This window comes from Streptomyces sp. NBC_01384 (assembly GCF_045040035.1).
In the GTDB taxonomy this organism is placed as follows: domain Bacteria; phylum Actinomycetota; class Actinomycetes; order Streptomycetales; family Streptomycetaceae; genus Streptomyces.
On sequence record NZ_CP109559.1, the window covers coordinates 5,550,800 to 5,568,574 of the forward strand.

Genomic DNA, 17,775 nt, shown 5'->3' on the forward strand with positions numbered 1-17,775 from the left:
CGTGGCACTAGTACGGCAGTGTCGCGAGGATCCGGAAGCCCGCGCCGGGGCGGGGGCCCGCGGTGAGGGTCCCGCCGTGCGCGACGGCCCGTTCCCTCATCCCGACGAGCCCCATGTCGCCGCCGGGCACGGTCGGCCGGTGCCCGGGTCCGGGGCCGTCGTCGGTGACGCCGATCGTCAGCACGCCGTCCTGCGCGGTGACGCTGACCAGGCAGCGGGTCGGGGCAGCGTGTTTGACGACGTTGGTCAGCGCCTCCTGGACGATCCGGAACGCGGTCAGCGCGACCCCGTCGGGTGGTTCCTCCGCGCAATCGGAGCGCAGGTCGACGCTGACGCCCGCCGCCTCGGCCGTATGGACCAGGGAAGGAAGGTCCGACAGTCCGGGGACCGGCTGGAGGTCCTGCCGCTGGTCGACGTGTTCTCGGCGCAGCACCTTGAGGGTGGCCCGCATGTCGCGCAGCGCCCTGCGGCTGATGTCCTCGATGACGGTGAGGGCTTCGCCGGCCTCCTCGGGGTGGGTGGCGATGACGTGGTTGGCGACCCCGGCCTTGATCGCGATCAGGCCCACGCTGTGGGTGACGACGTCGTGGATGTCCCGGGCGATCCTCATGCGTTCTTCGACCTTGGCCTGCTCGGCCGCCTGCACGATGGTTCGCCGCAGGCTCTCGCGTCGCTCCCGTACGGCCGTCCCCGCGGCCCATGTCGCCCCCAGCACCAATAGCCCGAACAGCAGTTGCACCGCCAGGGTGCCGCCTGTGTAGTGCTGCCCGCCCGTCACCGTCAGCAGGGCCGCGCCCGCCGTGCTCGCCCCGCCGACGATCACGGCCGACCGCCCCAGCTGCCGTCGCCGTGTCGTCGCGACCAGGTACAGGGCGTAGGCCGCGGAGAGGAAGACGGCAGGGCCGAGACCGGCGGCCAGCGCCACGCAGGACGCGGTGAGGACGATCGCGAACACCGGGACGGGCCACAGCCGCCGTACAGCGAGCGGCAGCGCGGTGGCGAGCGAGAGCAGCGATACGGCGAGCCCACCGGGCGCGCCGCCGCTGTCGGGCCGTACCAGCGTCAGTTGCGGAAGCAGGGCGAACTCGAGGGCCGCCGCCCCGTCGAGGAGGATCAGGCGTCGGCGCGAGACATCTCCCATGTCCCAAACCTAGGTGCCTGATCAGCCGGACGTCCAACACGGCCGGAACAGGACCATGACCGCTTAAGTCGCGCGTAGGCGCGCAGCGCCGACTCCCGCTGGACGCAGTTGACTCTGCACGCCCGTGCGCCCGCGGGGGGTGCACGGGTGGAACTTCGGGGCGGCCCAGGTCACGACGCGGATCAGTGGCTGAACACCACCGTGAAAACGCCGTGGCCCGACGTCTCGCCCGTAGCGGTACCACAACCTTGACCGATCAGCTCTCCGGTGAGCGACGAGGTGTCATTGGCGAACTTGGTGCTGGTCGGGGCAACGGTCCCGCTCTCGGAGACGGCCACCAGGCCGGCGGTCTCAACCCCATGGATCTTGCCGTAGTGGATATGTGAGGTGGTGCCGTCCGACCATGTCACCGCCACGTCGTTCGTCCCCTCGTTCTCGTCACCCATGCACTGGGCCCCCGGCAGCTGGACCTTCGCCGTGCCCGTCCCGGTGACCAGGAGATTCCCGGAGTATTCGAGACAGGTGTAGTTCTCGGTGCCGGTGTCGGTGACCGCTTCGGCAGTATCGGACAGTCCCGGGTCCAGGGCCGGGCTGACGCTGTCCACGGTCGTCACCGTGCAGATCGCGTCCACTGTGGCTGCCGACGCCGAAGTGGTGCCCAGTGCAACTCCCGAGCAGACCATGCCGGCCAGCACCACGGCAACGCCCATGCGCCGTGCCACGCCCCTGTGACTCTTCATGGTGGAACCCTTCTTCCCGCTCGGCCTTCGAGCTGCGCTTGTGCACCCCCGAGGTGTCGACCGATTCGAGACCTTCACGAGGAAACTCATGCGCATACTAACCAGGAGTGACCGATTTGACACGCTTTGTCATCGGTGAATCGATGGCAGGCTCTCGGGCGCGGCGACGCGCTGCACGGAGCCCGGGAATTGAGCCGTTCCCGGGGGCAGAGGATCCGGTCCGCAGTGTCCTGCCAGGAGTCCCGGACGTTGGAGGCATGCGACATCCAAGGAGAACTCGTGTCCGATAACCGAGGGATCGGGTCCTGGAATGCCCGACGGGCCCGTGATGGACATGCTCATGCCTTCCGTCCTTTCGGTGGGCGGTGGATCTGGAGAGGAGGTTCCCCGGCGAGGGCCGGGGCGGTCAGCAACTCAAGCGCGTCACGCGTGAAGCGTTCCGGGCAGCCTTCGGGAGCCAGGCCCAGTCCGTGGCCGGCGATGTCTGCGGTGCACTGCCCGAGCACCCGGACCAGCTGCGCCCAGTGGGCCACCCGGCACAGGGGCTGCCGCTGTACATGGAAGTAGTCGTCGTAGAGGGCTTGTTCGTCCTCGGTCGGGCCGTGTCCAGGGTGCCGACCAGACTGCTGGAGCAGGGAGGCGCCTCCGGGCACGAGTGTCCCGGCCACTGCCATGTGTACCCGTCGGTTGTCCTTCACGGCGCGGGTCAGCGGGGCGATCCGGGCGGGCGAGTGCTGGTCCCGGGCGGCGCGCAGGGCTGCCCGTACGGAGGCGTGGTCGCGGGACCACTCTCCGCTGAAGGCGGGGTGCGCGGCTGTCATGTGCGGGCGCAGCATGGCGGCGTACAGCTCCGGCGTGCAACTGCCGGCGTACAGGAACAGGACCGAGTATGTGTCGTAGAGCGCAGCCGCCCAGGCGGTCAGGCTGCCGACGGCGGCCTCGGAGGCGGCGGTCAGCGCGTGCAGGACCCTGGCCAGCGACTGCCAGACGCCGAATGCCGCGTGGTGTCCGATGAGCCAGCGGTATCGGACGCGGCTCACCTCGTCCGCCGGAGGCCGGAGCGCGGTGGGCGGGTGCCCTGCGAGGGTTTCGCGCAGAGCGGCCAGTGCTCTGCGCAGCCGCTCCTCGCAGTCCTCTCTGCGGCACTTGGCCGGCAGGGGCTCACCCGGCATGGGCAGCACCAACGCCGGGGCTGCTACGCCCGTCGGGGCTGGGGCGACGGCGGTCATGGGCTGACAGCGCCTTTCTCTGAGGGTGTTCGGCTTTCAGAGGGGGCGGGCGCGCGGCGCGGGGTACCTAGGGGGCTCGTACGGCAGCGGCCGCGCACGTCCCACCCCGGCTGATGGCGGTGACCAGGGCGGCCGTGGGTCGGCCCGGCGCGGAGGCGGAGGAGAGTTCCGTGAGCGGGCGCCGGGTCGCGGTGAGGGGGCGTCGCGCGAGGGTCGGGTCGGAGCAGGCTTCGAGGGCGGCCAGTGTCGTGAGCAACGCGCCCGCTGCCTGGGTGTATCCGGTGGCGCCGCAGATGTTGGCCCGCGGGCCGGGGAAGTGGGCGAGCGCGCGGGCTTCGGCCGCGTCGGTCGCCGGGTGGCCCCAGGATGTGCCGTACAGGTGGGGCAGGTCGTCGGGAGTGATCCCCGAGCGGCGGGCAGCGTCGGCGAGGCAGCGTGCCAGGGTGGCGCCCGATTCTTCGACGCCACCCGGTCCCACGGCGGCTCCGGCTCCGGCGTGCCCGAGGATCCGGCCGAGGACCCTGGCCCCGCGCCGGTCCGCGTGCTCGGCGGACTCCAGGACCAGGGCGACGGCGGCCGGGGTGAGGACGCCGCCGTCGGCGTCCACGTCGTAGGGGCGGCCCGCTTCCTTGGCCAGCAGCCCGTGGTGCGCGAATCCGGCCCGCAGGGCGGGGGCGGCCTCGTCGGCCGCGACGACGTACACGACGTCGGCGCGTCCGGCACGGACAAGGTCTGCGGCCTGGCCGAGTGCGAGCAGCCCGGAGGCGTCGCCGGCCGAGAGGACTACGGTCGGGCCCCGTGCGTCGAGGGCGACAGCGGCATGTCCCGCGTGTACCCCGGCGACCGCGTTGGGGGCGAGTACCGGGCTTGGGGCAAGGCCCTGGGCGTGCAACTCGGCCATGGCGTTGTGGGTGGTGACAGGTCCGGAGGCAGTGGCGAGGACGAGGCCGATCCGCGCCGGGTCGAGGCATGTACCGGGCCCGGCGTCGGCCTCGGCCAGCCGGGCGGCGGCGGTCACGAGCCGCCCGAAAGGGTCCAGGCGTGGCCAGTCGGCAGGGGGGATGTACGGGGCCAGCTCGGCCTCCGTCACCTCGGCTTCGGGGATCGCAGGCCCGGCGGTACGCAGCACGGCCAGGAACGCCGCCCGGCCGGTCGCCCGAGGGTGGACCACGCCCGCGCCGGTGACCAGCACCTCCCCTCCGCCCGGATACGCGCGCCTACCGGAGGCAACAGCTCCGAACACAAGGGCGGCGTTCTGTCCGCCGAAGCCGACGGAGGTGCTCAGGGCGTACTCCAACCCGGGCGCGGGACGTGCTGCCCCGGCCGCGATGTCCCGGCCGTCGCCCACTACGGAGGCGAGCGGCCCGCCCGGTGCGGGGGCCGGGTCGCCGGGCAGGGTGTGATGGCGCAGGGCCAGGACCGTGACTGCCGCCTCCAGGGCTCCTGACGCGCCCAGCGTGTGTCCGGTCTGCGACTTGGTGCTGCTGACCGGCGGCCTCACGTCGAACACCGAGCCCAGTGCCCGCAGTTCGGCAATGTCGTTGGCGCGGGTTCCTGTTCCGTGGCCGTTGACGTAACCGATCAGCTCCGGGCCGATTCCGGCGTCGGCGAGAGCGGCCCGGATGGCGCGTGCCAGCCCTTCACCGTCCGGGTGCGGAGCGGTGATGTGGTGGGCGTCGCCAGTAAGGGCATGTCCCAGCAGGTATCCCAGCGGGTTCATCCCGGCACGCCCGGCGGGCTCCAGCACGAGGAAGGCCACGCCTTCGCCGAGACTGGTCCCGTCGCTACGCCGATACGGGGAGCAGCCCGCCCGGTCCAGGGCCCGCCAACTGTCGAAGGCGGCGAGCACGGAGTCGTCGAGCAGGTTGAGCCCGCCGACCAGGACAGCGTCGGCGCGGCCGGTGCGGACCAGGTCGGCGGCGTGCCCGAGAGCGCAGGCCGAGGCGACGCATCCGTTGACGAACACCTCCCGGGGCCCGGTGAGCCCAAGGGCGCCGGCGATGGCGTCGGCAGCGGTGTGCGGGCGCGCCAGTGCGCGGTCGCGGTGGTCGTCGAGGTGGTGGCGGAAGTCGGGGGCGCCCCAGTCGGTGGTGCCGAGGACCACGGCGACCCGGTCGGGGGCGAGCGCGGACCGAGCCAGGCCGGACGCGGCCCAGGCGCCGGTGGCGTGGTGCACGGCGAGGCGTAGCGCTGCGTCCGGTTCCTCGGCGCCGTCCGGCCGGGCCAGCTGTCCACACAGGTGCCGGGGGCCGCGCGGGGTGAGCCCGCGGACCGCGCCTTCGATACCCGCCCAGACGGCCTCGGGCGTGTCGCCGAGGGAACAGGCGAGGTGGATGGCGCTGACGGCGACGGCGGGCACGGACGATGCGGCCGTCATGCGCTTGCCTGCGGACCGGCCAACAGCTTGCCGAGGGAACTGCGCGGGATGCGGTCGACCAGCCGGACATCCCTGGGGGTTGCGCCGAGGCCGCGCGCGGTGGCTCGTACGCCGTCCGCCGTCAGGGGCCCGCCCCCGGCGACGAACACGTCGTACGTCTCCCCGCGCAACTGGTCGGCCGCGCGCACGCAGGCCACGTCGGCTCCTGGGAGCGCCGCCCGCAGCCGTGCGGCGATGCCGTTGAGGTCGTACCGGACCCCGTTGATCTTGACCAGGTGGGCGCGGCGGCCGGTGCGCGAGAACCGTCGGTCGTCGAGCCGCCGGATCAGGTCGTCCATTTCGTGGCTGTCCGGGTGGCTGCCGTCGGCGGGTGCGGAAAGACGGGGACTGGAGACGGTGAGCGGGGCCTCCTCGGCCGTGTGTGCCCCGGCGAAGGTGACGTCGTCGAACAGGGTCCATGCTCCGGCCGCGTCCCAGCCGCTGCGGTAGGCGACGGCGCTGGTCTCGGTGGAGCCAAGCACCTCGATCATCGTGGTGCGGGCGTCACCCTGGAACCGGCTTGCCTCTGCGGGGAGTTCGGCGGAGCTGTGCAGAACGGTGAGCTGTTCGAAGGCGACTGTCCACTGTGGGTACCGGGTCAGGATCCGGAAGGTCCACGGGATCGCGATGAAGGCTACCCGCCGGGCGGCGACCGGTGGTGGCGGGCAGTCGAAGGAGGGCCAGAACCATACGGGAAGCCCGGTCACGGCGGGCAGCATCATCGTGGCCGAGGCACCGTAGGCGTGCCGGGGCGGCGCGAAACTGACGATGGCCTCGGGAGCGTACGGGGCCAGCAGGCGGGCGAGTTGCTCGGCGTCGGCGCGCAGCCGGGTCCCGGGCAGGATGCGCCGGACGGGGTCGCCGGTGGAGCCGGAGGTGTGGAACTCGAAGTCCCCCGCGAAAAGTTCCGCTCGTGGACCGGCGGCTTCGGTCGTGGAGAGGCGGTGCCACGGCAGGTGCCACGGCCCGTCGGGCTGGGCGCAGGACACGCCGATCCCGGGCCGCTCCCGCAGAGCGTCGAAGCCCAGCACCTCGTAGGGCGAGGCCGTGGTGCTCACGGGGTCTCCGTCAGGTGTACGAGGCGTGCCGTCGCCGCTTGCAGGGTGGCCACGTCCGCGGTGTCCAGCGCACCGGTCGCCAGGCAGAACTCCTTCTCCAGCCGAGTCACGGCCTCCAGTTGCATCAGGCTGTCGTACGCCGCCAACGGGAACTCGGCGAGTGGGGCCGCCTGCGGCCACGTGGCGAGCGAATGCCCCAAGGCGCCTTCCACGACGGCGCGGACCCGGACGGCCGTAGGGCTCGCGGCGTCCTCAGCGGATCCGGTGGCTTCGGCGGATCCATCGACGTCCGTCATGGCTGCTGCTCCTCGTGGTGACAGGCGAGGGCGTCGGGGGCGGCGAGTTCGTCCAGCACTTCGGCAGCCCGGCGGACGTCCGCGTCCAGCGGCCGGTCGGGATCCACGGGCGCGACCACGGCGGAGAGCCGCTCCAGTACGGCGAGGCAACGCGGCGCGCCCGCGCGGCGCTGCGCGGAGAGGACGCCAGACAGATGAGCGCCCTGTCGCAGGGCCACTGCCAGTGAGCCGTGCAGCCAGCGCAGCCGCTCGGCCTGGGCCATCGCGGTGAGTGCGGCCTGGGTGCCGAAGGGGACGATGTCCTGGTTGTGGCCATTGGTCGGCAGGCTCTGCACGGAGGCGGGGACCGCGTCGCGGCGCATCGCTGCGACAGTGGCGGTCGCGGCGAGCTGGATGCCTTGGACCCCATGCTGGCGGCCTGGTCCGGCGGCCAGCATCGGCGGCAGCCCGCCGTTGCGGTGAGGGTCGACCAGCAGGTCGAGCTGACGCTCCGCGAGGTTGCCCAACTGGGTCGCGGTGATGGACAGCAGGTCGGCCGCGAAGGCCACGGGCTGTCCGAAGAAGTTGCCGCCGTGTGCGACCAGGTCGTCCTCGGCGAAGAAGAGCGGGTTGTCACTGATCCCGCCGAGGTCATCGGCGATGACCCGGCCCGCGTGTCCCAGGGAGGCTTCGGCCGCGCCCAGCAGCTGGGGGGTGCACCGGATGCTGTACGGCTCCTGGAGTGGCCGGTCCGGTGCGGGCACTGTCCCTTCCAGCCGCTCGCGCAACGCGGCCGCTGCCCGTACGGCGCCGGGGTGTCCGAAGGCGCGCAGCAGCTGCGGGGCGAGGAAGGCAGGAGCGGCGCCCAGCAGGTCGGCCAGGCAGGCGCTGAGGGTGAGGGCGCTGTCGTACGAGCGGCGCAGCCGGGCCAGGGCCAGTGCGGCCGCGGCGGCCGTTACCGAGGTGCCGTTGACCAGGGCGAGCGCGTCCCGCCCGTCGAGTTCCAGGGGAGAGAGCCCGGCCCGCCGCAGGGCCACGTCGGCGGGGAGTCGTTCGCCGCCGAGATAGGCGTAGCCCTCGCCGCGCAGGGCTCGGGCGGCGTAGGCGAGCGGGATGAGATCACCGCTGGCGCCGACGGAGCCGTACATGGGGATCGCGGGTGCGAAGGACGTACGCAGAGCGGCGCACAGGGAGTCGATGACCTCGGGCGATACCCCAGAGCGTCCTTGACACAGGGACCACAGGCGGACGGTGAGCGCGGCGCGGGCGACGGCGGCCGGTAGATCTTCCCCATGCCCAGCGATCAGATGGTTGATCGCGTTGTCGCACTGATCGGCGTACTGCGCACGGCCGGGGAATGCGACGAGCGGTCCGAAGCCGGTGGTCGCGCCGTACACCGCGCGGCCGTCGCTCATCGCCGTGGCGGTGTACTCGCGGCATTCGGCAACCCGCCTGCGCACCTTGTCATCGACGCTGAAATCGACCGGCAGGGCGGCCCGTTCCAGGACGGCGGGGGTGAGCTCATCCACGAGCGGGATCTCGACCAAGGGCGATGTCATCAGTGCAGACGGAGCAGCAGGCAGAGGGACGGAATCGTCGAGGAGCATTGCTCAATCCCCTATCCGTTATCCGTGCAAGTGACCGGACGGCTCAGCGCCCGGGACCTGTCGGAGACGAACCTTCACGTATCAACGCAAATAGAACGATATCGCGCACCGAAAGAAACGGCTGACTACGGGCCGGCCTGCGCAGAGGAGAGGTCCTGGGCGTGCACTGGGCGTGCACTGGGATGACGTCCCCCTCGACGAGCGCGTCATCCTGATCCGCTGCACCCTCTCCGCGGTCGACAACAACCACCTCGTGCTGACCACCCCCAAGACCAAGACGAGCCGGAACTGGGTCGCCCTCTCCGACCGAGTCGCCACCGCCCTTGAACACCGCGCCCGCGCCAGGGGCGCGGCAAGGAGATTGAAGTGCCGGGGTTGCCGGGCGGCCCGATCTGTGGGGGACGTTCTGCCGTGCGCGGTAAGGGTTCGGCACGCGCGGTGTCCCGCGCACGGTCTCCTCCCGTTGGTCCTGCCATCAGGGAGCGGACAGGACCCTCGCCCTGACCGTCGGCCCCGGTGTCACGGACGCGGGCGGCGCAGCTGCACCACGTTCCACCAGGTCACGCGGCGCAGGCCCCACTCCATCGGCCTGTACCGGCTCCGCGCAAGCCACCAGCGACCGAAGACGCCCCACGGGACAAGGATCATGCCCGCCAGGACCATGGCGGTGCCCCGACGGGGGGAGTCCCGCAGGCCGAACGGACCCCGGCTGCGGCGGCCAACGGGACTGGTGGGCACGGCTGCCGCCACCATGCGGCAGCGGCAGCCGCTGAGTCTCTTCGGGGGCGTCAGCCGTCCGAAGTCCCCTACTGGACTGTGGCCGTGAGGGTCACCTCGATGTTCCCCCGGGTGGCGTTGGAGTACGGGCACACTTCATGTGTGGCCTGCATCAACTGGTCGGCGGTGGACTGCTCCAGGCCCGGCAGGTGCGCGGTCAGTGACACGGCCAGGGTGAAACCGCCGGTCTCCAGCGCGAGCAGGCTCACCTTCGACTGCACGGTCGAGGTCAGCAGTTCGACCCCCTGCCCGCCCGCGATCAGGCGGAGTCCGTTGTGGAAGCAGGCGGCGTATCCGGCGGCGAAGAGCTGCTCCGGGTTGGTCCTGTCGCCGCCGGGGCCGCCCATCTCCTTCGGGACCGCCAGGACTTCGTCCAGGGCGCCGTCGAGGGACCGGACTTCGCCGTTACGACCGTCACCGGTCGACAGGGCCTCGGTGGTGTACAGCGCAGACATGTTGTTTCCCTTTCGTGGGTGCCACGGATGGTGGTGGGCAGGTGTGGTGCGGACGCTCGGGCCGGTGTTTCTTCGGAACCGGCATGGGGAGAGAGGTGCCGGCTCGGCGGGCCCGACCGGTAGTGCGGTCAGCGCACGTTCACCGGGCGCAGTGTGAAGCCGTCGTTCGGTCCGCCGGCCAGCAGGGCGGCCAGGCCGCCGCTGAGCGCGTAGGTCGTGCCCCGCGGGCCGGCCGTGACGGCGCTGCTGACCGGGTCGGCGACGGTGTCGGTGACCGTGACGGTGGCGGACTTCCAGTGATGGCCGGGGCGCACCCGCTGCACGACGGCGGCCTGCCCGCTGAGCAGTCCGCTGCTGATCGCGGCGATCGACCCGTCCGGCAGGACCCGGATGCCCGCGGTGATGGTCTTGAGGCCGGTGAAGAGCCGGACCTTGGCGGCCTGTTCGGGGTGGTGGACCGGCACCCGCACCAGGCTGCCGTCGGCCATCGCGACGATCAGGATGTTCCCGGGCATCCATGCGACGGCGCTCATGCCCACGTCGTTCAGGAAGTCCGGGATATCCAGCTTCCCGGCCAGCAGGTCGTCGCGCAGGAGGACGGAGGCCCGCCCGTCGCGGTCGATGCGGAAGATCGTCGGGGTCAGCTCGTCGACGGCGTACGCCGTGCCGTCCGGAGCGATCGTCACGTCGGACACCAGATGCTGCTTGCCGTCGCCCGCGACCTTGCTCAGGTCGGCGTACCACTCCCGGCGTCCGCTGTCGGCGTCGTAGCTCGCGACACCCGCGACCCGGAACCTGGTGGCAGGCGCGGAGCGGTCGGCGAGTCCGTAATCCACGTTGGTGGCCAGGATCCGGTTCCGCTTGGAGTCCACCCGGACGGCCTGCACGGACACCAGATCCTTGTCGTCGACGAGGGTACGCACCGTCCCGTCCTGGCCGACAGAGGAGATGGTGCTGTGCGCCAGCGAACCCACCACGAACGTCCGGGAATCCGGGTCGTAGTCCACGGAATGAGGGAAGACCCCCGGACCCCTGGCCTCGACGACGGGCACCGCCGGACGGGAAGGGCTGTGGGCGGACGAGGTGGCGTGTCGGCCGGGCGTGGCGTGGGCGGCGGTGGTGCTGGTCAGCGCGGTGCCGAGGGCCGTCATGGCGGTGAGGACCACGGCGATCGCGGAATGCTTCAGCCTCATGGGTCGTGCTTCCTTCCGAAGACGCGGTCCGGCCGGTGCGCCGGACATCGCGTGCGGGACGTGGTGGGCGGGGATGCCGTGGCCAAGTGAGTCGGGCCGAGCCGAAGCCGGGACCGCGTGGACGGCGAAGTCGCCGTACCGGGTTCCGGGCCGGCGACGCCGGTCGGCCCCCGCCCGTGTTCCGTTGCGGGGGCGGCCCTGCTCCTGCTCGTGGGCTCCGAGTGTGCTGGCGTCGGCTGCTCGCAGCCTGCCCTTGCCAGGGGCAGGCTGCCTGGCGTCCCGGTGCTCGATACTCGGCGCATGGACAAGAAGCCGCGGTTGGGGGAGTTCCTCAAGATGCGCCGGTCGCAGTTGCAGCCGGCGGACGTGGGACTCCGGGATTTCGGGGAGCGCCGTCGTGTGCCGGGTCTGCGCCGTGACGAGCTGGCCCAGCTCGCCGGGGTGGGCCTGTCCTACTACACGCGGCTGGAGCAGGGGCTCTCGCTCAACGCGTCACCGGAGGTGCTGGACGCGCTGGCCCGTGCCCTCGGGTTGGACGAGGTGGAGCGGGCCCATCTGCACGACCTGGCCCGCGCCTCGCGCCGCACCGGCACCCGGCGCAGGCCCGCGCCGGAGCGGGCGGGTGACACGACCCAGCAGTTGCTCGGCGCGTTCGGCGACGCACCCGCGGTCGTGCTCGGGCGCCGCAGCGACGTACTGGCCTGGAACCGTACGGGACACGCACTGTTCGCCGGGCATCTGGACCCGCACATCCCCGATCAGCCCGACCAGCGCCCGAACACGGCTCGGCTGGTCTTCCTGGACGCGCACACCCGGGACCTGTACGTGGACTGGCCGAAGAAGGCCAGGGACGTGGTGGGGAAGCTGCGGCTCGCCGCCGGGCAGCATCCGGACGATCCTCGGCTGGCCGCGCTGATCGGTGAACTGGCCATGAAGAGCGCGGAGTTCGCCATGATGTGGTCCGAGCACCGGGTCAGGAAGTGGGACCTGGCGACGTACCGCATGCACCATCCGCTGGTAGGCCGCATGCAGCTCAACCTCCAGACCCTGAACGTCCCGCAGGAGGAGGGCCAGCGCATAGTCGTGGCGACCGCCGACGCCGGGACCGCGTCAGCGGCAGCGCTGAGCCTTCTCGCCCAGGCCGGTGTTCCGACCGGTGTTCCGACCGTGCGGCGGGCGGGGCGCACCGAGGCTCCGGGATCCCCACGGGACGGGGCGGACAGCCGGCGCTAGGCCGGGTCCGGGGAGTGCGCTCCGATGACAGCTCGACCGCTCGACCGCTCGACCGCTCGACCGCTCGACCGCCCGACCGAGCGTGAGCCGGGGGAGCGGGCCGCTTACAAGACGGGGCTGACCGCCGCCGACCGGACCCGGCCGGATTCGGGTCGCCCACTTGTCGGAGATGTTCGAGGCCATCGCCGAGGCCAACGTCGAGATCGCCGAGGGCAACGCCGCGCGGCGCAAGGCGATGAAGGCGGCCGTCGCCGAGATGGAGCCCTACCGCCGCATCGTCGGTCCGGCCACGCGCCAGCGCGTCCGTTCCACTCTACGGGCGGCACTGAACGCCGCGATCGCGCAGCAGCTGATCACCCTCAACCCGGCTGCCCACGTCGAGTTGGAGGCGGGTAAACGGCCCAAGGCGCTTGTGTGGACCGAGGAGCGCCTCCTCCACTGGAAGCGCACCGGCGAGAAGCCCTCGCCGGTGATGGTCTGGACGCCGGAGCACACCGGACTCTTCCTCGACCATGTCGCGGGGGACCGCCTCTACGCGCTGTTCCACCTGATCGCGTTCCGCGGCCTGCGACGCGGTGAGACGTGCGGTCAGCGGTGGACCGACACCCCTGGTTCTCGGTCTCGGTCGCAGGTCGGAGCTGGACGGGACCAGAGACGGATGGCGCCGGCCCGGGCGGTTGCTAGCGTGGAAAGTGGTTCTGGCACCCAGGGGGAAGGAGGCCGACTGATGGCAGTCGAACTCAACCACACGATCGTCGCCGCGCACGACAAGATGGCGTCCGCACGGTTCCTCGCGGATCTGCTGGGTTTGGAGGTGGCACCGGAGTACGGTCCGTTCGTCCCGGTACAGATACCGAACGGCGTGACGCTGGACTACATGGACACGGACGAGTCGATCAGCCCACAGCACTATGCGTTCCTCGTCTCCGAGGACGACTTCGACGCGATCTTCGCCCGTGTCCGCGAGGCGGGCCTGACCTACTGGGCGGACCCGCATCACCACCACCCCGGCGAGATCAACCACAACGATGGCGGCCGCGGGGCGTACTTCGACGACCCCAACGGACACAACCTGGAGATTCTGACCAGGCCGTACGGCAGCGGCGAGGACTGATACCCCGGAGCGGTGCCGGGAGCCGGAGGCGCCTCGGCGACCGTGTGCCCAGGGCACCGTTCGGACCACAACTCCACTAGCTAGATCGGGATGCATTGGTGCATCGATATACGCTCGCCGGCCGGTGGCTCGCAGGGCTCCTGGTCTGCACCTCCGTCCTGGTACAGGGCGTCGTATCAAAGCGCGTATACGGAAGCGACGCCAGATACGGCACCGGATACGACGGGTCGAACGCCATCGAGCGTTCCTCAGCGAGCCACACTCCGTCGCCCTCCGCCAACTGACGGCGCGTCACCCAGGGGGCTGGCCACACCGACCAAGTGCGTCCCTCCCATCGATGTGCCGCGGGTGCCTTCAGTCGCTGGATGGGCGATCGTTTGCCGACAGACGCGACGTCGGCCTTTCCCGGGTAGACGCCTCTCGTTCCACGTCAACTCAAGCCTTGAGACGTGCGCATGAGGGTGGTTCGAAGTTGTGAACTCGGCAAGTCTGGCCTGCTGCAGCTTCCCCATCCTCGCGAGACCGGGCTAGCCTCACCGTTTGCATGGGGGTACAGCGTGCCGGGGGCTTCCAACAGCACCACCGGGATGGCGAGGCGCCGTCTGTCGCGTCCCACCCATGTCTTCTCACCTTCATTAGGAGGAACGGGTGGCCCATCGCGCCCTCGTACGCGGCTCGATCGCCGTAGCCGCATCATTCACCCTGGTCTCAGGCCTCGCCGCGATCGATGCACCGGCCGCCGAGGCCGCCAGCCCCACCGAGACCGTCATTCCCGCTGCTCTGGACTACCTTCCGAGCCTTGACGTATTGAACTTCGCTGGTCCCGGCGGGTTCCTGCACCAGCAGAGCGGCAGCAACCCCGGGGCGGTCTGGACTGCTTACCAGGGCGGCCCGGACATCCCCGTAAAGGGGACTCTCGCCACACACCCCGGCGCCGGCGCGGATGTCGTGGCTACCGTGGACACGACTGGTATCGAACTCCACGACATGGACGCCGATACCACGACGAGCATCCCCATCCCGGCCGGTCAGCATTACATGGGCACGTACGGATCGCACGTTGTGACGATGGTGCCAGGGGCCTCGGGCCAGCGGTTCGCCTCACTGCACATCCTCACGTCGGCCGGCGGCCAGGTCACGGACACCCAGATGACGGGTTGGCCCGCAGACGCGACCATCACCGGCGGCACGGGAGCGGGCGACGCCGACTCGACGGTCGTGCACTACAGCGACACCACGGGCGGACGGCTCGCCCTGGTAGACCTCAACACCGGCCAGATAACTCCGATATCCGGCACCGTGCCCGAGGCAAACGTCTCCGTCCTCCTGACGGACAAATACATCGCCTGGTACTCCCAGCAGGACACCTCGGCCATCCACCTGGTACCGCGGTCCTCCCCAGGCGACCCGCAGACGACCGTCACCGTGCCCGCTGTCGCCGGCATGGTGGCCACCGGATTCGACATCGCAGGCGACTGGCTCATAGCGATCCACAGCCCCTCCAGCACCAGCACCCCAACCTACGACCTAGGCGGACCGTTGACCGCCACACCCCTGACCAGCGGCGACACGCTCACCCTCCTCCCCCACGCCAGCCCGGACCAGATCCGCACGGGACCGGGCGGCGTTCTGGTCACCGGCGGGACGTCGGTCACCGACTGGGCAGCACGCAGGGTGACCCCCGGCCCCGATGGCACCCCCACCGTGACCGCAGTGGACTCCGACCCGGCGACGCCATCACCGATCGACGGACTCTCGCTCGCCGGCGGCACTCTGTTCACCGTCGAACGCAGCAGCACGCCCGCCGTGAACGGTTTCACCCGCACCATCACGCTGGGCACCACGCCCTCCTACGGTGCCCACACGACGTTCGGCCAGACCTGGGCACCCAGCTACTGCGACGCAGCGGCCACCTGCGCACCGATCAGTACCGGTGACGGCCGCATCTCGCAGCTGTGGCCCGGCTCCGGAGGCGACAAGATCACCGTTCAGCAAGGCGAGACCGGCTACTTCATCGAACCTCCCGCGACCGGCGGCACGCTCGTCGACGCCGACGGTCGCTATGTGGTCTACGACGGCGGTTCCACGCACAAGCAGTACATCGGCGACACCGATTCGGCCAACCTCGGCCGGGTACTGTTCACCCGCCCGGTCACCGGGGCGGCGCTGTCGGGCTCCACGCTGTGGGAGGCCAGCCCGACTGCGGGCACCATCAGCCAGGTCGACCTCACCACGCAGAAGACCGTACAGACCGTCGCCACCGGTGCCCCGTGCGTGCCAAGCGAACTGCAGGCCGCGGCCAGCCGGTGGGTCTACTGGTCCTGCGGGAACAACGCACCGGCCGGTGTGTGGGACCTGACCACAGGCAAGGACATCCCCTTGCCTTCCGCAGAGCTCGCCCAGCTCGGCGACGGCTATCTCGTTGAACACGACGAGGCTGCCGGAAAACTGGTGCTCACTGACGTCCACACCGACACCGCGGTCACCAGCGACCTAGCCGATCTTCCGGCCGGGCCCCTTACCGACGACCGCCGCGTGACCTGGGCGGTGGACAAGTACCACGGCGGGATCGCGTACCTCGACGCGCACGAGAACATCCACGTCGTCGACCCGCAGATTCCCGCATCCGCCCCCGCGCCGGCCGCTGGCACCGCCATGCTGTCCGGACAGGTGCTCCCGCCGGGACACCATCTGAGCAGCAGCAGCGTGACGCTGGTGATGCAGACGGACGGCAACCTCGTCGCCTATCTCAAGACAGGCGGCAGTGGCACCGGCCAGGCCATCTGGTCCAGCAGGACCTCCGGACACCCCGGCGCGTACGCGATCATGCAGACCGACGGCAACCTCGTCATTTACACGAGCACCGGCGGCCCCGGTAAGGGCGGCGCCCTGTGGTCCACCAAGACCTACGGCAACCCCGGCGCGCACACGGCCCTGCAGGACGACGGAAACCTCGTCGTCTACCGGGCCGGCAGCGCCGCCCCCGGCGGTGTCCTGTGGTCCAGCGGCTCGTACGCACGCTCCCAGACCATCGCCTCCGGCCAGACCATGAAGGCCGGATGGTGGACACAGAGCCGATACACCCAGCTGGTGATGCAGACCGACGGCAACCTGGTGATGTGCCGCAAGCGCGACGGCGCCGCCATCTGGTCCAGCAAGACCTCCGGACACCCGGGGGCGTACGCGATCATGCAGACCGATGGGAACCTCGTCGTCTACGCAAGCAGCGGCGGCCCCGGTAAGGGCGGCACCCTGTGGTCCACCAGAACCTACGGCAACTCCGCTGCGTACGCGGTGATGCAGGACGACGGCAACCTCGTCGTTTACAAACGCACTGGCGGCGTCGGCAAGGGCGGCGCCCTGTGGGCCAGCAACACCACGCACAACGTCCCCTGACCCCTCTGGTGACCTTGGCTTTCTATGGGGCACCCGTGAGCGAGAGCGTGGTCCCTGCTGGTCGTCCGACAGGGTAAGCCGCCTATGGCTTGGGCACGGGTTGCTCCCCCGAGCCTCGGACGATCAGTCGTGTGGGAACGGTGATGGTGCGGGCGCGGGAGCGGTCGCCGTCGAGTCGTGCCAGCGCCATGGTCGCCGCTGTTCTGCCGAGTTCTTCCGCGTCCTGGGCGACGACGGTCAGGGCCGGTTCGAGTGCCTCGGCCAGCGATACGTCGTCGAAGGCGACGACGGCGACATCCTTGCGCTTGCTGCGGGCCAGTTCGGCGACGATGCCCAGCGCCATGATGTTGTTGCCGGCGAACAGGGCAGTGGGGGGATCGGCCAGGCCGAGGAGTTGGGCGGTCGCGGCCTCGGCGCCCTGCTGGTCGTGGGCGTTGGTGACGAGTGAGCGGTCGTAGGGGATGTCGGCTTCCTGCAGCGCGGAGCGGTAGCCGGCCAGACGTTCACGGCGGGTGTACAGCTTCGGGGGCAGGTCGCCGACGAAGCTGATGCGCCGGTGGCCGTGGGCGATGAGGTGGGCGACGCCGTCGTGGGCTCCGGCGCGGTTGGAGCTGACGATGCTGTCCGTGGCGAGGCCGGCTCCGGGGCGGTCGAGGAAGACGACGGGCAGTCCCGCCGTGCGGTGGGACTTGAGGTGGGAGTGGTCGGCGCCGACGGACGGAACGACGATCAGGATGCTGACTCGCCGGGCGAGGAACTTGTCCGTCAGGGCGCGTTCGCGATCGGGGTCGTCCGCGGAGGAGCCCATGAGCAGGGTCAGTCCGCGGTCGCGGACGGTGTCCTCAATGGCGCGGGCCACGGCTCCGAAGAAGGGGTTGGCGAGGTCGGGAATGACCAGGCCGATGGTGGTGTCCGGGCCGCCGACGCGGATGTTGCGGGCCATCAGGTTCGGCTGGAAGCCGAGCTTGGCCACTGCGGCCAGTACCTGTTCCCTGGTCTGCGCGGAGGCGGGTCCGTCCTCGTTGAGGACTCGGGAGACCGTCTTGGCGCTGACGCCGACTTCGCGGGCGACGTCGGCCAGGGTGGGGCGGCGGTTCGCTGCCATGGAGAAACCGTCTCCTGAGAGCTCTCGGTTCCGGCC

Annotated in this window: 13 protein-coding genes and 1 pseudogene; 4 read left to right on the forward strand and 10 right to left on the reverse strand. The window is 70.8% G+C overall.

All coding sequences use genetic code 11. The features are described from left to right. Positions 1-7 precede the first annotated feature (7 nt). From OG747_RS25610 to OG747_RS25650, 9 genes are all read right to left on the reverse strand, one after another. Positions 8-1,141 carry a histidine kinase gene (locus OG747_RS25610; protein ID WP_405881711.1) on the reverse strand — a complete coding sequence of 378 codons (1,134 nt, stop codon included), beginning with the start codon at positions 1,139-1,141 and terminating at the stop codon, positions 8-10. 182 nt (positions 1,142-1,323) lie between these two features. After that, entirely contained in the window at positions 1,324-1,881 is a 558-nt protein-coding gene (locus OG747_RS25615) for a hypothetical protein (protein WP_405881713.1), read from the reverse strand. A 338-nt stretch (positions 1,882-2,219) separates the two neighbouring features. After that, a complete protein-coding gene (locus OG747_RS25620; RefSeq protein WP_405881715.1) occupies positions 2,220-3,110 on the reverse strand; it encodes a hypothetical protein in 891 nt (296 codons plus the stop codon). Between the two features lie 67 nt (positions 3,111-3,177). After that, positions 3,178-5,487 (reverse strand): beta-ketoacyl synthase N-terminal-like domain-containing protein, encoded by a 2,310-nt coding sequence (locus OG747_RS25625; protein ID WP_405881717.1) that lies wholly within the window; start codon positions 5,485-5,487, stop codon positions 3,178-3,180. After that, a complete protein-coding gene (locus OG747_RS25630) occupies positions 5,484-6,584 on the reverse strand; it encodes a hypothetical protein (protein ID WP_405881718.1) in 1,101 nt (366 codons plus the stop codon). Before OG747_RS25630 ends, OG747_RS25625 begins: the two co-directional genes overlap by 4 nt. Next, positions 6,581-6,880, reverse strand: a complete 300-nt coding sequence (locus OG747_RS25635) for a hypothetical protein (RefSeq protein ID WP_405881719.1) — start codon at positions 6,878-6,880, stop codon at positions 6,581-6,583. The genes OG747_RS25630 and OG747_RS25635 overlap by 4 nt, the downstream gene beginning before the upstream one ends. Next, positions 6,877-8,418, reverse strand: a complete 1,542-nt coding sequence (hutH, locus tag OG747_RS25640; RefSeq protein ID WP_405881721.1) for a histidine ammonia-lyase — start codon at positions 8,416-8,418, stop codon at positions 6,877-6,879. The genes OG747_RS25635 and hutH overlap by 4 nt, the downstream gene beginning before the upstream one ends. A gap of 854 nt (positions 8,419-9,272) precedes the next feature. Continuing rightward, positions 9,273-9,698, reverse strand: a complete 426-nt coding sequence (locus tag OG747_RS25645; protein WP_405881722.1) for an organic hydroperoxide resistance protein — start codon at positions 9,696-9,698, stop codon at positions 9,273-9,275. 128 nt (positions 9,699-9,826) lie between these two features. After that, positions 9,827-10,891, reverse strand: coding sequence for a hypothetical protein (locus OG747_RS25650; RefSeq protein ID WP_405881724.1), 1,065 nt, complete (start codon positions 10,889-10,891; stop codon positions 9,827-9,829). A 300-nt stretch (positions 10,892-11,191) separates the two neighbouring features. Here OG747_RS25650 and OG747_RS25655 point away from each other — a divergent pair, with 300 nt between their 5' ends. From OG747_RS25655 to OG747_RS25670, 4 genes and pseudogenes are all read left to right on the forward strand, one after another. Continuing rightward, a complete protein-coding gene (locus OG747_RS25655) occupies positions 11,192-12,124 on the forward strand; it encodes a helix-turn-helix transcriptional regulator (RefSeq protein WP_405881725.1) in 933 nt (310 codons plus the stop codon). A gap of 142 nt (positions 12,125-12,266) precedes the next feature. Then, positions 12,267-12,731: pseudogene (locus OG747_RS25660) on the forward strand (site-specific integrase); the annotation flags it as partial. Between the two features lie 120 nt (positions 12,732-12,851). Next, positions 12,852-13,238, forward strand: coding sequence for a VOC family protein (locus tag OG747_RS25665; protein ID WP_405885664.1), 387 nt, complete (start codon positions 12,852-12,854; stop codon positions 13,236-13,238). Positions 13,239-13,886: 648 nt separating this feature from the next. Then, complete coding sequence (locus OG747_RS25670; RefSeq protein ID WP_405881727.1) at positions 13,887-16,634, forward strand: hypothetical protein; 2,748 nt, start codon at positions 13,887-13,889, stop codon at positions 16,632-16,634. Positions 16,635-16,716: 82 nt separating this feature from the next. On the opposite strand, the gene OG747_RS25675 is transcribed toward OG747_RS25670, so the two are convergent. Next, the gene (locus OG747_RS25675; protein WP_389597215.1) at positions 16,717-17,739 is read right to left on the reverse strand and encodes a LacI family DNA-binding transcriptional regulator; all 1,023 of its coding nucleotides are present in this window, start codon (positions 17,737-17,739) and stop codon (positions 16,717-16,719) included. Positions 17,740-17,775 lie beyond the last annotated feature (36 nt).